Source organism: Bacillus sp. LK2, from assembly GCF_001043575.1.
GTDB classification, from domain to species: Bacteria; Bacillota; Bacilli; order Bacillales; family Bacillaceae_G; genus Bacillus_A; species Bacillus_A paramycoides.
The window spans coordinates 115,388-132,684 of the sequence record NZ_LDUK01000016.1; the positions used below are offsets into that span (position 1 = coordinate 115,388).

14 protein-coding genes and 1 pseudogene are annotated in these 17,297 nt (G+C 36.8%); 12 read left to right on the top strand and 3 right to left on the bottom strand.

Annotation, left to right across the window (positions count from 1 at the left end):
- The first annotated feature begins 16 nt into the window (after positions 1–16).
- From VK90_RS12070 to pheA, 8 genes are all read left to right on the top strand, one after another.
- Complete coding sequence (locus tag VK90_RS12070; RefSeq protein WP_048373005.1) at positions 17–565, top strand: sporulation initiation phosphotransferase B; 549 nt, start codon at positions 17–19, stop codon at positions 563–565.
- Positions 565–1,851 carry a GTPase ObgE gene (gene obgE / locus VK90_RS12075; protein ID WP_000497121.1) on the top strand — a complete coding sequence of 429 codons (1,287 nt, stop codon included), beginning with the start codon at positions 565–567 and terminating at the stop codon, positions 1,849–1,851. Before VK90_RS12070 ends, obgE begins: the two co-directional genes overlap by 1 nt.
- A gap of 228 nt (positions 1,852–2,079) precedes the next feature.
- Positions 2,080–2,787, top strand: coding sequence for a response regulator transcription factor (locus VK90_RS12080; protein WP_048373007.1), 708 nt, complete (start codon positions 2,080–2,082; stop codon positions 2,785–2,787).
- Positions 2,777–3,859 carry a HAMP domain-containing histidine kinase gene (locus VK90_RS12085; protein WP_053081409.1) on the top strand — a complete coding sequence of 361 codons (1,083 nt, stop codon included), beginning with the start codon at positions 2,777–2,779 and terminating at the stop codon, positions 3,857–3,859. Before VK90_RS12080 ends, VK90_RS12085 begins: the two co-directional genes overlap by 11 nt.
- A 93-nt stretch (positions 3,860–3,952) precedes the next feature.
- A complete protein-coding gene (locus VK90_RS12090; RefSeq protein ID WP_048373010.1) occupies positions 3,953–4,729 on the top strand; it encodes an ABC transporter ATP-binding protein in 777 nt (258 codons plus the stop codon).
- Positions 4,704–6,626 carry an ABC transporter permease gene (locus VK90_RS12095; RefSeq protein ID WP_048373012.1) on the top strand — a complete coding sequence of 641 codons (1,923 nt, stop codon included), beginning with the start codon at positions 4,704–4,706 and terminating at the stop codon, positions 6,624–6,626. Before VK90_RS12090 ends, VK90_RS12095 begins: the two co-directional genes overlap by 26 nt.
- Positions 6,627–6,675: 49 nt before the next feature.
- Positions 6,676–8,589 carry an FtsX-like permease family protein gene (locus VK90_RS12100; protein WP_048373014.1) on the top strand — a complete coding sequence of 638 codons (1,914 nt, stop codon included), beginning with the start codon at positions 6,676–6,678 and terminating at the stop codon, positions 8,587–8,589.
- Between the two features lie 96 nt (positions 8,590–8,685).
- Positions 8,686–9,537: a prephenate dehydratase gene (pheA, locus tag VK90_RS12105; RefSeq protein ID WP_048373016.1), complete on the top strand. Its 852-nt coding sequence runs from the start codon at positions 8,686–8,688 to the stop codon at positions 9,535–9,537.
- A gap of 202 nt (positions 9,538–9,739) precedes the next feature.
- Here the strand turns inward: pheA and VK90_RS12110 are convergent, their stop codons facing one another.
- From VK90_RS12110 to VK90_RS12120, 3 genes are all read right to left on the bottom strand, one after another.
- Positions 9,740–10,387: an MOSC domain-containing protein gene (locus VK90_RS12110; protein WP_048373018.1), complete on the bottom strand. Its 648-nt coding sequence runs from the start codon at positions 10,385–10,387 to the stop codon at positions 9,740–9,742.
- Positions 10,388–10,473: 86 nt separating this feature from the next.
- The gene (locus VK90_RS12115) at positions 10,474–11,016 is read right to left on the bottom strand and encodes a transcription repressor NadR (RefSeq protein ID WP_002173606.1); all 543 of its coding nucleotides are present in this window, start codon (positions 11,014–11,016) and stop codon (positions 10,474–10,476) included.
- Positions 11,016–12,158, bottom strand: coding sequence for an IscS subfamily cysteine desulfurase (locus VK90_RS12120; protein ID WP_048373020.1), 1,143 nt, complete (start codon positions 12,156–12,158; stop codon positions 11,016–11,018). Before VK90_RS12120 ends, VK90_RS12115 begins: the two co-directional genes overlap by 1 nt.
- A 153-nt stretch (positions 12,159–12,311) precedes the next feature.
- On the opposite strand from VK90_RS12120, the gene nadB reads away from it, so the two are divergent.
- From nadB to exsA, 4 genes and pseudogenes are all read left to right on the top strand, one after another.
- Positions 12,312–13,841 (top strand): L-aspartate oxidase, encoded by a 1,530-nt coding sequence (nadB, locus tag VK90_RS12125; RefSeq protein WP_048373021.1) that lies wholly within the window; start codon positions 12,312–12,314, stop codon positions 13,839–13,841.
- A 19-nt stretch (positions 13,842–13,860) separates the two neighbouring features.
- A complete protein-coding gene (gene nadC, locus VK90_RS12130) occupies positions 13,861–14,694 on the top strand; it encodes a carboxylating nicotinate-nucleotide diphosphorylase (protein ID WP_048373023.1) in 834 nt (277 codons plus the stop codon).
- A gap of 30 nt (positions 14,695–14,724) precedes the next feature.
- On the top strand, positions 14,725–15,831 hold the full coding sequence (gene nadA, locus VK90_RS12135) for a quinolinate synthase NadA (protein WP_048373024.1): 1,107 nt from the start codon (positions 14,725–14,727) through the stop codon (positions 15,829–15,831).
- 222 nt (positions 15,832–16,053) lie between these two features.
- Positions 16,054–17,297, top strand: a pseudogene (exsA, locus tag VK90_RS12140) (spore coat assembly protein ExsA); the annotation flags it as partial.

The following is a 17,297-nucleotide window of genomic DNA, read 5'->3' on the forward strand; positions in this document are numbered from 1 at the left end:
ATTAAGGGGTATCTAAATGAATGAAAAATGGACAATTATAGATGCGTTGCGCCACTCAAGACATGATTGGCTCAATCGTTTGCAGATGGTTAAAGGAAACCTTTCCCTTGGAAAAGTGGAAGAGATTCATAAGCTCATCGATCGTTTTGTCCAAGAAGCGAGACAAGAATCCAATCTGATGGGGCTATCAATGCCTTTATTTTCAGAGTGGATTTTAACATATAATTGGAAACAGCAGCCGTGCTTATTGGAGTACGAAGTATTGGGAGAATTACATAACTTATCTCATATCGATGAGAATGTATGTACATGGACGAATCAGTTTTTCTTAATGCTTCAGCATAGTTTAGACGTATATGTTGAAAATTATGTTTGTATCACAATTGAATGTGACGCGGAGAATGCTCGTTTCTTTTTTGATTTTCGTGGAAAGCTAACGAATGTAGAAGAACTACAGAACTGGCTTGCGAACCAAAACAATAAATGGTATTCCATTTCTTATACAGTACGAGACGAAGAAGTCTCAGTTATATTACAACCAATCGAAAAAAGTGTGGTGAAATAATGTTTGTAGATCAGGTCAAGATATATGTAAAAGGCGGCGACGGTGGTAACGGAATGGTTGCGTATCGTCGTGAGAAGTATGTACCTAAAGGTGGCCCAGCAGGTGGCGACGGTGGTAAAGGTGCAGATGTTGTTTTCGTTGTTGAGGAAGGCTTACGTACATTAATGGACTTCCGCTACCAACGTCATTTCAAAGCTGATCGCGGTCAGCACGGAATGAGTAAAGGTCAGCACGGTCGTAAATCAGAAGATTTAATCGTAAAGGTTCCACCAGGAACAATAGTAAAAGATGAAAAAACAGGTCAAATTCTTGCCGATTTAGTAACGCATGAACAAACAGCTGTAATCGCAAGAGGTGGCCGTGGTGGCCGTGGTAACTCACGTTTCGCAACAGCGACAAACCCAGCGCCTGAAATCGCTGAGAACGGGGAACCAGGTCAAGAACGTGATGTCATTCTAGAACTTAAAGTGCTAGCAGATGTTGGACTTGTTGGATTCCCAAGTGTAGGTAAATCTACATTATTATCTGTTGTATCATCAGCGCGTCCGAAAATTGCAGAGTATCACTTTACAACAATCGTTCCAAATCTTGGTGTTGTTGAAACTGGTGATAACCGCAGCTTCGTTATGGCTGACCTTCCTGGACTAATTGAAGGCGCACACGCTGGCGTCGGACTTGGACACCAATTCTTACGTCATATCGAACGTACACGTGTAATTGTGCATGTTATCGATATGTCTGGTTTAGAAGGCCGTGAGCCATATGAAGATTATGTCACAATCAATAATGAATTAAAAGAATACAATATGCGTTTAACAGAGCGTCCACAAGTTGTTGTTGCAAACAAAATGGATATGCCAGATGCGGAAGAAAACTTACAAGCATTTAAAGAGAAAGTGGGAGACGAAGTAAAAATCTTCCCAATCTCAGCTGTAACGAAACAAGGTGTTCGTGATTTACTATTTGAAGTAGCGAACTTATTAGAAACAACACCAGAATTCCCAATGTACGATGTTGTCGAGGAGTCTGAAGCAAGTGTAATGTACAAATTTGATGCTGAAAGTCTTAAATTTGAAATTACACGTGAAAGTGACGGCACGTTTGTTATTTCTGGTTACGATATCGAGAAGACATTCAAAATGACGGACTTCTCACGTGATGAATCTATACGTCGTTTCGCTCGTCAAATGCGCGGAATGGGTATTGATGAAGCGCTTCGTGCACGCGGTGCAAAAGATGGAGATATTGTAAAAATTCTTGAATATGAATTTGAATTTATCGATTAAGACTGCCGAAATATGGCAGTCTTTTTTTATTATTTACGGACAATAAAACACCCCTTGAAAACTAGAAGATATTAAGAAGTTAGGTGAGAATCGGGCTGCCGGTAAAATTAAAGAAGGTGTAGGATGAAAATTAGTAGGGATAGGAAAAACTTCCCACTAAATAAAGTTTCAATTTATAATAGAAAAAGGAGTGATTTTAGAAGAATATTTTATGGGGAGAAAAGAAATATGTATAAAATATTAATTGTAGAAGACGATGAGAAAATTGCAGAAATATTAGAGGAACATTTAGAAAGATATGGCTATCAATCATTTAGAGCAAGTGATTTACGCCATATAAAAGATGAGTTTGTAAAAATAAATCCACATCTCGTGTTACTCGATATTAATTTACCGTATTTTGATGGCTTCTATTGGTGTCGCCAAATTCGCACAGTATCGAATGCACCAATTATTTTTGTCTCTGCAAGAACAGGGGAGATGGATCAAGTGATGGCGATTGAAAATGGTGGAGATGATTACATTACAAAGCCGTTCCATTTAGATATCGTAATGGCAAAGGTGAAGAGTGCACTCCGCCGTGGATACGGTGAGTATGCTTTGGCCGCGGAAAGTGACTGTTTAGGTGTGAATGGATTGTTATTATTCCCATCGCAGCACACAGTAGAGTGGAAAGGTCAACAAACGGAACTTACAAAAAATGAGTTTTATTTATTAGAATGTTTAATGAAACAAGCAAATCAATACGTAACACGTGAAGAGCTATTAGAGGCTTTATGGGATGAAGTAGCTTTTGTTGATGATAATACATTAACCGTAAATGTAAAGCGTGTAAGAAAGAAGTTAGAGGAGCTAGGTATTAAAAATGCTATTGTAACAAAACGTGGGTACGGTTATGCGCTTCTTACAGAGTGGGGCGAAGGGCATGAAGGTTAAAAGCTACCTCATAGACCGTTTTTCCTTAATCCTTTCCTACATTATAAGCCTTTGTTTATTTGGGCTTGTACTGCAGTTACAAAGCCTTTTAGAAAAGAGGTCATTGGACTGGAGTACGTGGCTATATGGACTTTTATTAGGGACAGTTGTGTTTAGTGTATACCTTATTTACGATTACCGAAAAAGAAGTGTGTTTTTAAAAAGAATAGAACAGTATATTGCCGGTGGACATACATTACACGATGCTTTACTCATAGATGCTTCTTATACATTAGAGCAAGAAATGGTCGTTGAAGCGTTCACGTTGCTAAGGCAGCAATATATGAATGAAGTTCATAAGCAGCATGCGAAAGAGCAACAGCAAATGATTTTTATGAACCAATGGATTCATCAAATGAAAACACCGGTATCTGTTATTGAATTACTGTTACAGAAATATGGTAAGGAACACCGTGAAGCAAGGGGAACGATTGAAAGTATTCGTGAAGAAAATAACCGTATTTTAAATGGCTTAGATTTAGCGTTACATATGGCAAGATTAGATCAGTTTGCGAAGGATTATAAAGTAGAAGTAGTAAATGTTATAGATGTCATTCGAGATATTATTAATGAAAATCGAAAGTCGTTCATTCAATCTTCTGTATTTCCGAAACTTATGCTTGAAGAAGAGACTTGTATGATTGCGTCTGATAGAAAGTGGCTTAGTATCGCCATGAGTCAAATTGTTGTAAATGCAATTAAGTATACAAAAATTTCAGAAGCAGAGAAAAAAGAAATTCAATTTCAAATTGAAGAGAAGGATCAAAAGGTGTTACTACATATTAGGGACAATGGAATCGGTATTCCAGAACAAGATGTGAAGCGTATATTTGATCCGTTCTTTACGGGAGTAAACGGCCGTAAAACGAGGGAAGCAACTGGAATGGGCTTATATATTACGAAGGAAATTTGCGATAATTTACATCATGGAATTTATGTACAATCAACAGAAGGTGAAGGGACAACGTTTACGTTCCAATTTGCAAAAGATGAGGAATATCATACATTAATGAGAAAAATGACAAAACTGTAAGATAACAAAACGTTTTGTAAGGGAAATCACTCGTTTCTTTTTCTTATTTTTCTTATAGTAAATGTAAGAAGAAAACACATAGGGGGATTAGAAATGAGTGTTCTTGAAGTAAAAGGGTTAACAAAGGTATACCAATCGAAAGGTTCAGTAGCGACGACTGCTTTAAATGATATAAATTTTAAAATTGAGGAAGGCGAATTTGTAGGAATTATGGGTCCTTCAGGGAGCGGAAAAACAACGCTTTTAAATTTATTAGCGACAATTGATAAGCAAACTTCAGGTCATGTGCTTGTAAATGGTGAAGAAATTAATCAAATGCGTGCTGCAAAATTAGCGGAATTTCGCCGTACACATTTAGGGTTCATCTTCCAAGATTTTAATTTACTTGATACGTTATCCATTAAAGAAAATATTATTTTACCACTTGTTATGGCGAAGAAATCTGTAAATGAAATTGATACGAAAGTACTTGAGATTGCGAAGTTTTTGAATATCGAAGGTATTTTAAATAAGAAAGTGTATGAAGTGTCTGGGGGACAACAACAGCGTGCAGCAGCAGCGAGAGCAATTATTCATGATCCAACATTAATTTTAGCAGATGAGCCAACAGGAAACTTAGACTCTAAGTCTGCGAAATCATTAATGGGTGCTCTGCAAGATTTACATGAGCAAAAGAAAGTGACAATTGCAATGGTAACGCACGATCCAGTAGCGGCTAGTTATTGCGAACGCATCCTCTTCATTCGTGATGGAGAAATTTTCTCAGAAATACATAAAGGAAGAACGAAGCAAGCCTTTTTCCAAGAAATTTTAGACGTACTTGCGATGCTAGGAGGAGAATATCATGAACTTTCGCCAGCTCGCGCTTAATAACGTAAAAGGAAATTGGCGTAATTATAAAGCGTTCCTTATTAGTAGTTGTTTATCGATCGTAGTATTTTTCATGTATGCTTCCTTCATTTATCATCCAGATGTCGTAAGCGGTAATATTAGTATGAGGACGATGATTACAAAAGGATTAGAATCGATGAATTATATTGTAGTCATCTTCTCAGCACTCTTTATTTTATATGCAAATTCAACGTTTTTACGAGCAAGAAAAAAAGAATTCGGTTTATTAACATTAATAGGCGGAACGAAGTCTCAACTTGGCAGAATGATTATATTAGAACAATTGATGTTAGGTAGTATTGCCATTGTAGCAGGTATTGGAATTGGAATGCTTTGTTCAAAATTATTTTTCCAAGCATTAAGCGTAATATTGAAAATAGATAAAACACTTCCACTCGTATGGAATAATAAAGCAGTTCTTATTACAGCGGGTGTATACTTTATTCTATTTTTAATCCTATCATTGTTTAGCGTTTGGACAGTAGGACGCTTACAAATTATTGATTTATTAAGAGAAGCAAGAAAACAAAAAGTAGAGCCTTTTGCATTTACATGGTTATGTGTAGCCGGTATAGGATGTATCATTGCTGCATACGTCCTTTGCTTCCAAGTAACAATTATGAATTTTATTATATATTTCTTACCGATTGTAGGATTGACCATTGGCGGAACGTATTTACTATTTACACAAGGAAGTACAGTCGTATTAAAAACATTGCAAAAACGAAAACAATCTTTTTATACATACCCAAATATGTTCGTACTTAGCAATCTTATTTATAAAATGAAAGACAATGCTCGTTTTCTATTTGTCATTTCTATTATTACGGCGGTTGTTTCTTCAGCAGTAGGTACGCTTTATGTATATTATGAAAATATGAGTGCGAAAACGGTAGAGCTTACGCCGCATGCTATTTCATATGAGGAAAAGGGATTAAATACGCATAACCTTATTACTGAAGAAAAAGTACAAGAGATTGTAAAAAAGCATGGGTTTGAAGATGCACGAAAAGTAACCTACGTAAAACTACCTGCAACACAGAAAATAATGTTGTTTAACAGTGAACGTGAAGTACCAATGACGATTATTTCAGAAAAAGAATATAATACGGAAGTGCGTAAACAAAAGAAAGAGCAAATTACAGAGGTTCATAATGCACAAGGTAGTGCGACGATGGTTATGGTTGATGCAGCAAATGAACTTATGAAGATAGATCGTACGAAACCGTATGAATTTACAATTAACGGACAAAAGCAGTCTGTTCAATTAAATGAGCCAACGTCATATTCTGTTTTTAACGATAGCGAATATCTTATTGTAAATGATCAAGATTTTGAGAAATATGCAAAGCTTGTACCGGATGAAGAAAAGACGAAATATTATGGCTATTATATTGAAGATTGGAAAAGTACCGAAGACCTTGTGCTAGATCTGAAAAAGGAAATTGCACCAGAAAAGCAAGGTGAATTGAGAAACTCGGTATTTGCTTATAAAGATATAAGAGAAGGTGGAGCAATTACAATGTTCATCGGTTTCTTCGTAGCAGTACTCTTCTTCTTCTTCGCTTGTAGTATGACATACTTTAAATGGTTTAACGATAAAGAACAAGATCGTATTCAATTTAAATCGTTAAAGAGAATCGGTATGACAGATAAGGAAATCCGTAAAATTGCAATTCGACAAATGGGCGTTATCTTCTTTATCCCGATTATAATCGGTGCGATTCATAGTGGATTTGCTCTTCATACGTTAGGAAAAATGCTTTATATCGATTTATGGAAATCAGGTGCGATTGTAATAGGGGCTTATATTTTAGCTTCTGCCATTTACTTTATGATTGCGCAAAGAGGATATTTAAAACACGTAAAAAGCTAGGGAAACCTCTAGCTTTTTACCTATGTAGTAAGTTACAGGAGGACGATAGATGAACATTCGGCAACTAGCGATGCAAAATATAAAGGGGAATTGGCGTAATTATAAAGTATTTTTCTTAAGTAGCTGTTTTGCAATATTTGCTTCTTATGCATACATGTCTGTCATTGTACATCCATACATGCAAGAAACGATGTGGTATCAAAATGTACGCTGGGGACTTATCATATGTAACGTTATCATTATTTCTTTTTTCGTCATATTTATTTTGTATGCTACCTCTATTTTCATAGAAGCACGTAAGAAAGAATTAGGATTATATATGTTAATGGGAGCGACGAAGTCTAACGTAATAGGAGTGATTATGGCCGAGCAAATATTAATTGGGATTTTCGCTAATATTTTCGGTATTGGGCTTGGCATGATCTTTTTGAAACTCTTCTTTATGGTATTTAGCATGTTACTTCGCCTTCCGAAAGAACTCACTGTCATATTTGATGTGAGAGCGATTGGTGTAACGTTTGTTACATATATGGTCGTTTTTATTGTCTTATCTTTTATAAGTGCTTTACGCATATGGAATATAAAAGTAATTCGGTTATTAAAAGAATTTCGTACGGATAAAAGAGAAGCGAAAACATCAAAGTGGCTTTGTTTATTCGGTTTCGTTTGCTTAGGGATAGGGTATACCTTAGCGCTAAATGCAACGATGCCAACGATAGCGTTATACTTTTTTCCGGTTGTTATATTAATATCTTTTGGGACGTATTTCTCATTTACACACGGCGTTACACAAATATTAGAAATGATAAAGCGGAATAAGAAGATAATGTATACATATCCGTATTTGTTTATAGTGAATCAATTATCACATCGAATGAAGGAAAATGGTCGCTTTTTCTTTATATTGTCTATGGCAACGACAATTGTTGTTACGGCAACAGGTACGGTGTTTTTATATTTTTCTGGTATGCAAGATATGTGGCGGGGCGGAGGCGTTCACTCATTTTCATACATAGAAAAAGGTGCTTCTGCCCATGAAGTCTTTGAGGAAGGTACGGTTGAAAAATTACTGCATCAATATGGATATGATGATTTTCAATATATGAGTTTTGTTGGAGTATATGCATCCTTTCAGTCTAATAAAGGAGAAACAGAAGTAGCACCGCTTATAAAGGAAAGTGAATACAATCAAGAGGCAAGAAAACAAAAACAGAAAACATATCATCCTAAAAAAGGAACAGTTACACTTGTTTATTATAATAAATACAATCATCCGAATGTGTATAATCAAAAAGAGATTCAATTGCAAGTAATGAATCAAACGTATCAATTCATATATAATGGCCAGAAAGAGGGTGTACAATTTAACTATCATCCTTCACACATTAATGGCCTGTTTTTCGTCATGAATGATGAAGATTTTGAAAGTATAGCAAATACAATTCCAGATTCTGAAAAAATGATATATAGAGGCTACACATTATCAAATATCGAAAATACAAAGGAATTAAACACAGATTTACGGAAACATATGAAACAAGATACAAATGATGCATTTCGAAGTAATATGGAGTTATATGTGAATATGAAAGAGTTCGGCGATATTACTCTATTTGTAGGCTCGTTTATTAGTATATTATTCTTTCTTACGTCATGTAGTATCGTATATTTTAAATGGTTTCATAATATCGCATCGGATCGAAAGCAGTATGGTGCACTATCTAAACTTGGAATGACGAAGGAAGAAGTGTGGAAGATTTCTCGTTGGCAATTATGTATGCTATTTTTTGCGCCAATTATAGTAGGGAGTATGCATAGTGCAGTTGCGTTATATACGTTTCATAATACTGTCTTTATGGAGGGTTCATTAAGAAAAGTAGGCTTGTTTATTTTGTTTTATATCGTCGCATGCATCATTTATTTCTTTTTCGCTCAAAGAGAATATAGGAAACATTTAGACTAGCGGATGCTAGTCTTTTTTAAATATTCGAAATTTACATAGAAGAATATAAAAAAGTATGGTATAACAGTAAGAAAACGAAAAAGAGGGGAAAAGACGATGATTCGAGTAGGATATTTAGGACCAGAAGCAACATTTACAAATATGGCGGTGAGTCGTTTTTTTCCGGAAGCAGAGCATGTACCGTATCGAACGATTCCAGATTGTATAGATGCAGCCGCAAATGAAAATGTAGACTTTGCAGTTGTACCGTTAGAAAATGCGATTGAAGGTTCAGTAAATATAACGGTTGATTACCTCGTACATGAGCAACCACTTTCTATTGTAGGAGAAATTACAGTACCGATTCAACAGCATTTACTTGTACATCCGCAGTATACAGAAGTGTGGGAAGAAGTATATGCAGTGCACTCTCATCCGCATGCTATTGCACAGTGTCATAAGTTTTTAAATGAGGAATTAAAAGGCATAACGGTTCGAGATATGACATCAACAAGCGCAGCTGCACAATATGTGAAAGAACATCCCGAAGAAAAAATTGCAGCTATTGCAAATGAGGCAGCGGCAGAAAAGTACGGATTAACAATTGTAAGGCGTGACATTCATACGCATAAAAACAATCATACACGTTTTCTTGTCTTGCATAAGAAAAAAAGAGCGGCACTCCCAAATAACGGAGAAAACCGTGGAGAGAAAACAACGCTTATGATAACGTTACCTGCGGATTATGCAGGAGCGCTATATCAAGTGTTATCAGCCTTCGCATGGAGAAAATTAAACTTATCAAAAATCGAATCTCGCCCGATGAAAACAGGTCTTGGCAATTACTTTTTCCTAATCGATGTAGATAAAGCATATGATGATGTATTATTGCCAGGCGTAACGATGGAACTTGAAGCACTCGGGTTTTCTGTTACTGTGCTGGGGAGTTATTCTTCTTATTGGTTGTAGAGGTGAGGGGTGTTGGTATTTGTCGAATCGCCGATATAATTTCATTTAATAGTATGCTTTGTGCTAGATTAATAAAATCCCACCTCAAAATTCGGCTGGAGCAAAGAAGTTAGGTGGGAGATCAACTGCCCGTAAACGCCCGATTGGTTCAACTAATAATCAGTGGGGGATGAACAAAACCCCCACTGATTAAAGTTTCACTTTATATTAACTTCGCAAGACGATCCTCTAACTGCTCACGCCAAACATCAGCTAGTTCTGGGACAGCAAGAATCTTCTCAATGCTATCTTTATCTTTTCTATTATGAAAATAGATTTCGTTAGAGAAAAGAACAGAAACATTGCTCGGTTGACGTTCTAGTAATGTAATTTTAGAATCTTTACGTACGGTACCTTCTTGAAGAACACGGCATAAGTAGCCGGTATATCCAGTTGCTACAATGCGTGGTAAAATGCCTGGAATGCCAAGACGTTTTGAAATTGTGCTACAGGGTACGCGAGCTTGTGTGACTTGAATGATTGCTTCGCCTAGTTGATATGTATCTCCGATACAAACATCACGCTCTAACATATTTGTTACGGTAATGTTTTCGCCAAATGTGGAAGCTGGGAGCGTTGTTTGAAATTCCTTTTCCCATAGTGCGTAATGTTCATGTGGATACACACAAACCGCACGATCAGGTCCGCCGTGATGTTTTAAATCCGCTACATCATCACCACGGAAGCCGTCTTTTGAGAGAAAAGCTTCTTCTGTAAGTTCTTTACATATACCTGTAATCATTTCTTTATCTTCGCTATATTTCATTTGTTTCGGTTTGCCAATGCTAAAGTGAACGAGTTCAATTCCCATAGTTGATCTCCTTTATAATTGTTTACAATATTATATCATCTACAAAATAAAAGCACAGAGATTGATGAAAAACTCTGTGCTTTACATTAATAAACGAGAAACCCAGCTCGATCTAGTGCATCACAAGCTGCATCTAATTTTTCTTTAGAATCTGCTTCAATTGTATGTAAGTGAATGCCATCTGTTAGCTGAGAAAGGTAAGAAGCGTTTGTGTTTTCGATTTTTTGTAAATATTGCTCTACATCAAAGCGATTACTTACCATAATCGATGCTGTTAAGTCACCGTATACAGGATGCTCAACTTTTACGTCTTTAATCGTAACGCCGTGGTCAACTAACATTGTAAGTTCTTGACGTACTTCTGCTGGTTTATGTTGGCATACGATTACACGTTCAAAAGCTTGTTGTTTCGCTTGTGGCTTTAAATATAAATACCCTTGTGCAGTCGCAATAATCGGTTCATTTCGTGCTTTTAGTAAGGAAATATCTTGAACGATAACTTGCCTACTTACATTCGTCTTTTTAGATAGTTCACTTCCTGATAACGGTTCATTTGCAGCAAGAAGCCATTGCAGGATGAGCTGTCGTCTTTCTTCACCTAAAATCTTTTTTTGATCATTTTGTTTCATTATGATTTAACACCTCTATAAAATTGATTTCCAATTGTGTGTAGTGCATGAATAGTTGTATCAATTTGTTCTTTCGTTGTGTGATGTCCGAAAGAAAAGCGGACATATTGTTTTGCCTCTTCATACGTTCTTCCAATTGCGAGCATTGTCTTTGAAGGTTCTTGTTTACCGACTTGGCAAGCACTTCCAGTCGAAATGGCAATACCATGACGGTTACATTCTAACATCGTATACTGACCTTCTATTCCTTTTATTGTAACCCCAATAATATGTGGTAAACAAGAAGTAGAATGTCCTTCCACTTCAATTTCTAGAGGAAGTGTTTGTAATTGCTCTAAAAAATAAGATCGTAATTGTTTAAAACGAAAGATATCTTCCTTTTGATTCTTTAATATATGCTCTGCGGCTGTTAAAAAGGCGGCAATTCCAGGTACATTCACTGTACCTGGGCGAAATCCTTTTTCATGAGAAGTTCCAGGAAATATTTGTTCCCAACGAACTTGCGGATTTATATAGCAAGCTCCGACTCCTTTTGGGCCGTAAATTTTATGTGCTGAAACAGAGAGACTATCAATCTCCATCACTGTAACGTCTATTGGAAGTTTACCAAATGTTTGAACACAATCCGAATGAAATAAAACATTATATTTTTTTAAAAGTGCTCCAATCTCTGCAATGTTTTGAACGGTCCCGATTTCAGAGTTTCCATGCTGTATACTTGCTAGAACAGTATCTTCTGTAATAACTGCTTCTAAATCTACTAAATGAATTAGCCCGCTTTTATCAACAGGGATTTCAGTAATCGTATAGCCTTGCGATTGTAAGGAGTGAAAATAACTTCGAATCGATGCGTGTTCCATAGGTGTCGTAATAATATGCTTCCCATTCCTAGCATTTAGAAGGGATTGAATCGCAAGGTAGTTAGATTCTGAACCGCCGCTTGTAAAGAATACACCTTGTTCTTTACCCCCAATCATTTCTGCAAATGTTTCTCTACAAACTTGTAATAAAGACGAGGCACTTCCACCGATATCGTGTAAACTTTGTTCATTTCCAAAATATTTCTTTGTTGCTTGTATATATGTTTCTAAAGCTTCTTCGCTCATAGGTGTTGTCGCTGCATAATCAAGATATATCATTATATAATTTCCTCTCTTCAGTAAGAGTGATATTAATTTTCGTTTTTAGAATGGTAGTGAAAATAAGAATTGTAAAAAAACTCTTGTCATTATTTTAAAACTATGTAAATATAGGTGTCAAGACAGTTGAAAAGTGTAAAGTAGGAGGCAACAATTATGCCAAGTGCAGATGTCTTAATTATTGGAAGTGGCGTTGCGGCACTTCGTGTTGCGAAAGAGCTTTGTCACGAAAAGAATGTGATAATTATCACAAAAAAAACAGGGCGCAATAACAATACACATTTAGCTCAAGGAGGAATTGCAGCAGCTGTTGCTGCACATGACAATCCGAGTGGGCATTTTGAAGATACATTAGTGGCAGGTTGTCATTATAACAATGAAGAAGCAGTTCGGTATTTAGTTGAAGAAGGGCCGAAAGAAATAAATAAACTTATTACAAATGGAATGAAATTTGATGGGGATGAAGCAGGGCTCCATCTTGGTAAAGAAGGGGCGCATCGAAAACGTCGTATTTTACATGCGGGAGGAGATGCAACTGGTAAAAATCTATTAGAACATTTAATTCAAGAAGTAGCTCCATACGTTACTATCGTTGAGCAAGAAATGGTACTTGATTTTATTATAGAAAATAATAAATGTATAGGGGCTTTAACACGAAATAGTGAAGGAAAGTTGAAGCGTTACTATGCTGATTATACAGTGTTAGCATCAGGAGGAATTGGTGGTTTGTACGCCTTTACGTCGAATGATGAGACAATTACAGGTGATGGACTTGCGATAATCTATCGAGCTGGGGGCGAACTTGTTGATTTAGAATTTGTGCAATTTCATCCGACAATGTTATACGTGGGCGGGCGATGTTGTGGTCTCGTTTCTGAAGCAGTCCGTGGTGAAGGAGCTGTCCTTATAAATGGAAAAGGACAGCGTTTTATGATGGAGATACATCCCGGGAAAGATCTCGCACCGCGTGATGTAGTGGCAAGGGCTATTCATGAACAACTTCTTGCAGGTGAAAAAGTGTACTTGAACATCGAAAGCATTCAAAACTTTGAAAAGCGTTTTCCAACCGTCTCATCATTATGTAAAAAGAATGGTGTGAATCTAAAAGAAAATCGTATTCCAGTCGTACCTGGTGCTCATTTTCATATGGGCGGCGTGAAGACGAATTGTGACGGCGAGACGTCTATTCCAAATTTATATGCAGTCGGCGAAGTGGCTTGTAATGGGGTTCACGGTGCGAACAGATTGGCGAGTAATTCATTATTAGAAGGTCTAGTGTTTGGAAGAAGAATAGGAAAACATATTTTAGCTAGACCAGTACAAGAAAGAAAAAATGTATCAGAAGAGAGAGAAAACAGCTTTATAGCTCTTAATGAGTTACCGTTGAAAGAAGAAATACAAGAATACATGATGAAGCACGTTGGGATTGTACGAACTGAGAAAAGCTTATCATATGCTAAGAGATGGTTTAGTAGGTACGGTGTGCGAAATATGATATTACAATATGATGCACTTACAAATGAAGAGATAACACTTATTAATATGTTAACAGTTTGTGAGCTTATAACAGTATCGGCTTTACAAAGAGAAGAAAGTATTGGTGGTCATTATCGCAGTGATTATCCAGAAAGAAATAAAGTAAGGAAAGAGATTATTCGAGTGAGAAGAAAACTACAACTTGTTTAATGAGGGGAAGAGGGGTTTTATGAACACGTTAAAGGTTAAGGAAGCATTAAATAGATTTTTTCTAGAAGATATAGGAGAAAGAGATGTAACATCTCAGCTTATCTTTCCCGATAATGCACTTGCGAAAGGGACGTTTCTTGTAAAGGATTCAGGGGTCTTTGCAGGGAGTTTAGTAATAGAAGAGGGATTTAAACTAATTGATGAAAAAATTGAAGTTACATTCCACAAAAAAGATGGGGACTTAGTAGAAAAAGGTGAGATTATAGCAACGGCACAAGGGCCTATTGCGTCTTTATTAACAGCGGAGCGCGTTATATTGAATATCATTCAGCGTATGAGCGGTGTAGCAACGATGACTCGTAAAGCAGTTCTTGCGTTAGATAGCAATTACACGCGTATTTGTGATACGAGAAAAACGATGCCAGGATTGCGCATGTTTGATAAGTATGCGGTAGTGTGCGGAGGCGGGTTTAACCACAGATTTGGATTATATGATGGTGTCATGATTAAAGATAATCATATCGCGTTTGCAGGGTCTATTACAAAGGCTGTTACGACAGTGAAAGAAAGATTAGGGCATATGGTAAAAGTAGAAGTTGAAACAGAGACGGAGGCGCAAGTGAGAGAAGCGGTAGAGGCTGGCGCAGATGTTATTATGTTCGATAATCGCACGCCAGAAGAGATTCGTGAGTTTTCAAAACTTGTACCGAGTGCTATCGTTACGGAGGCTTCAGGTGGCATTACAATTGAAGATTTATCGAAATACGGAAAAACAGGGGTAGATTATATTTCACTTGGAGCGTTAACACATTCAGTGAAAGCACTTGATATTAGTTTTAATATTGAGTCTTAATGAGAGTGGTTTAGAGGGGGAGAATCGTAAATGGGTATTTTAGAGAAAGTTCAGCCAATTGAAGTAATGTTACCGGAGCGTTATCAAACGATGTCTACATTAGAAATGGAAGAGCGTGTTCGCGAAATTAAAGAAAAAATGGGGGAATTACTATTTATTCCAGGTCATCATTATCAAAAAGATGAAGTGGTGCAATTTTCAGACGCAGCAGGGGACTCGTTGCAACTTGCACAAGTTGCAGCGAGTAATAAAGAGGCAAAATATATTGTGTTTTGTGGTGTGCACTTTATGGCAGAAACGGCAGACATGTTAACAACAGATGATCAAGTTGTCATTTTACCAGATATGCGTGCCGGCTGCTCTATGGCGGATATGGCAGATATTGAACAAACAGAAAGAGCGTGGAAAGAGCTCACAAAATTATTTGGGGATACGATGATTCCGTTAACGTATGTAAATTCAACAGCTGCGATTAAAGCATTTTGCGGTCGTAATGGAGGGGCAACAGTAACCTCTTCTAATGCAAAACAAATGGTGTCTTGGGCGTTTACGCAAAAAGAGCGTCTCGTCTTTTTACCAGACCAACATTTAGGGAGAAATACAGCGTACGATTTAGGTATTCCTTTAGAGAAAATGGCAGTGTGGAACCCGCATACAGATTCACTAGAGTACGATGGAGATATAGAAGAAATTCAAGTGATTTTATGGAAAGGCCATTGTTCTGTTCATCAAAACTTTACTGTAAAAAATATTGAAAGTGTGCGAAAAAACCATCCGGATATGAATATTATTGTTCACCCTGAATGTTGTTATGAAGTTGTTGATGCGTCTGATTATGCAGGGTCGACGAAATATATTATTGATATGATTGAAGCAGCTCCAGCTGGAAGTCAATGGGCGATTGGTACAGAGATGAATTTAGTGAATCGAATTATTCAGCAACATCCAGATAAAGAAATTATTTCTCTAAATCCGTTTATGTGTCCTTGTTTAACGATGAACCGGATTGATTTACCCCACCTGTTATGGGCGCTTGAGAATATAGAAAGAGGAGAACAAATCAATGTTATTCGTGTAAATAAGCAAGTAACAAAAGAGGCGGTTCTTGCATTGAATCGTATGTTAGAGCGTGTGTAAAGCAACGGGACTTCCGTTGCTTTTTTTCGTGCATGTAATCATAAGAAGAGTGAAATAGGCATACATTGTGTTGAGGAAATCATTGTGATTTTTTTATGATTATTCCACTTCAAACCATATTGAAAATAGAAGAAGTGATAAAAGTAGATGAAGTTAAGTTTTTAGAAAGTGTTACTTCGAAGTGTTTTTACTTATAGATAAGTTATACAGGAGGGGGAAAATTTGAAAATTCATATCGTGCAAAAAGGGGATACCCTTTGGAAAATTGCGAAAAAGTACGGAGTGGATTTTGAAACGCTAAAGAAAACAAATACACAACTTAGTAATCCAGACCTTATTATGCCAGGGATGAAAATTAAAGTACCATCGAGCAGCGTTCATGTGAAACAACAGGCTGGATCGGGTTCAGCGCCTCCGAAACAATATGTAAAAGAGGTGCAGCAAAAAGAGTTTGCATCAACACCAACTCCACTCGGAATAGAAGAAGAAGAAGAAGTTACGTATCAATCAGCACCTATTACACAGCAACCAGCTATGCAACAAACGCAAAAAGAAATGCAGGTGAAACCACAAAAAGAAATGCAGGTAAAACCGCAAAAGGAAATGCAAGTGAAACCACAAAAAGAAGTACAGGTGAAGCCGCAAAAAGAAACACCAATTCAAAAAGAAAAGCCAGTTGAAAAGCCGCCTGTCATTCAAAAACCACCTGTTGTAGAGAAAGTAGAAAAACCAAAACCGACTACGAAAGAGAGCACTAAATTTTCTGTTAATGTATTACCGCAGCCGCCGCAACCGCCGATTAAACCGAAAAAAGAATATAAAATTTCAGACGTAATAAAAAAGGGAAGCGAGTTAATTGCTCCTCAAATTAATAAAATGAAACCTAACAACATCATTTCCCCGCAAACGAAAAAAGACAATATAGGAAATATATCACCACAAGTAAAGAAAGAGAACGTAGGAAACGTATTACCGCAAGTGAAGAAGGAAAATGTAGGAAACATAGTATCGCCGCAAGTGAAGAAAGAAAATGTAGGAAACATAGTATCACCGCAAGTGAAGAAAGAAAATGTAGGAAACATAGTATCACCGCAAGTGAAGAAGGAAAATGTAGGAAACATAGTATCACCGCAAGTGAAGAAAGAAAATGTAGGAAATATAGTATCGCCGCAAGTGAAGAAGGAAAATGTAGGAAACATAGTATCACCGCAAGTGAAGAAAGAAAATGTAGGAAATATAGTATCGCCGCAAGTGAAGAAAGAAAATGTAGGAAATATAGTATCACCAAACGTATCAAAGGAAAATGTTGTTATTCCGCAAGTAATACCGCCCAATATTCAAGTGCCAAATATAATGCCGATGCTGGATAACAATCAACCACCAAACATAATGCCGATAATGGATAACAACCAAATGCCAAACATAATGCCAATAGCGGATAACAATCAAATGCCAAACATAATGCC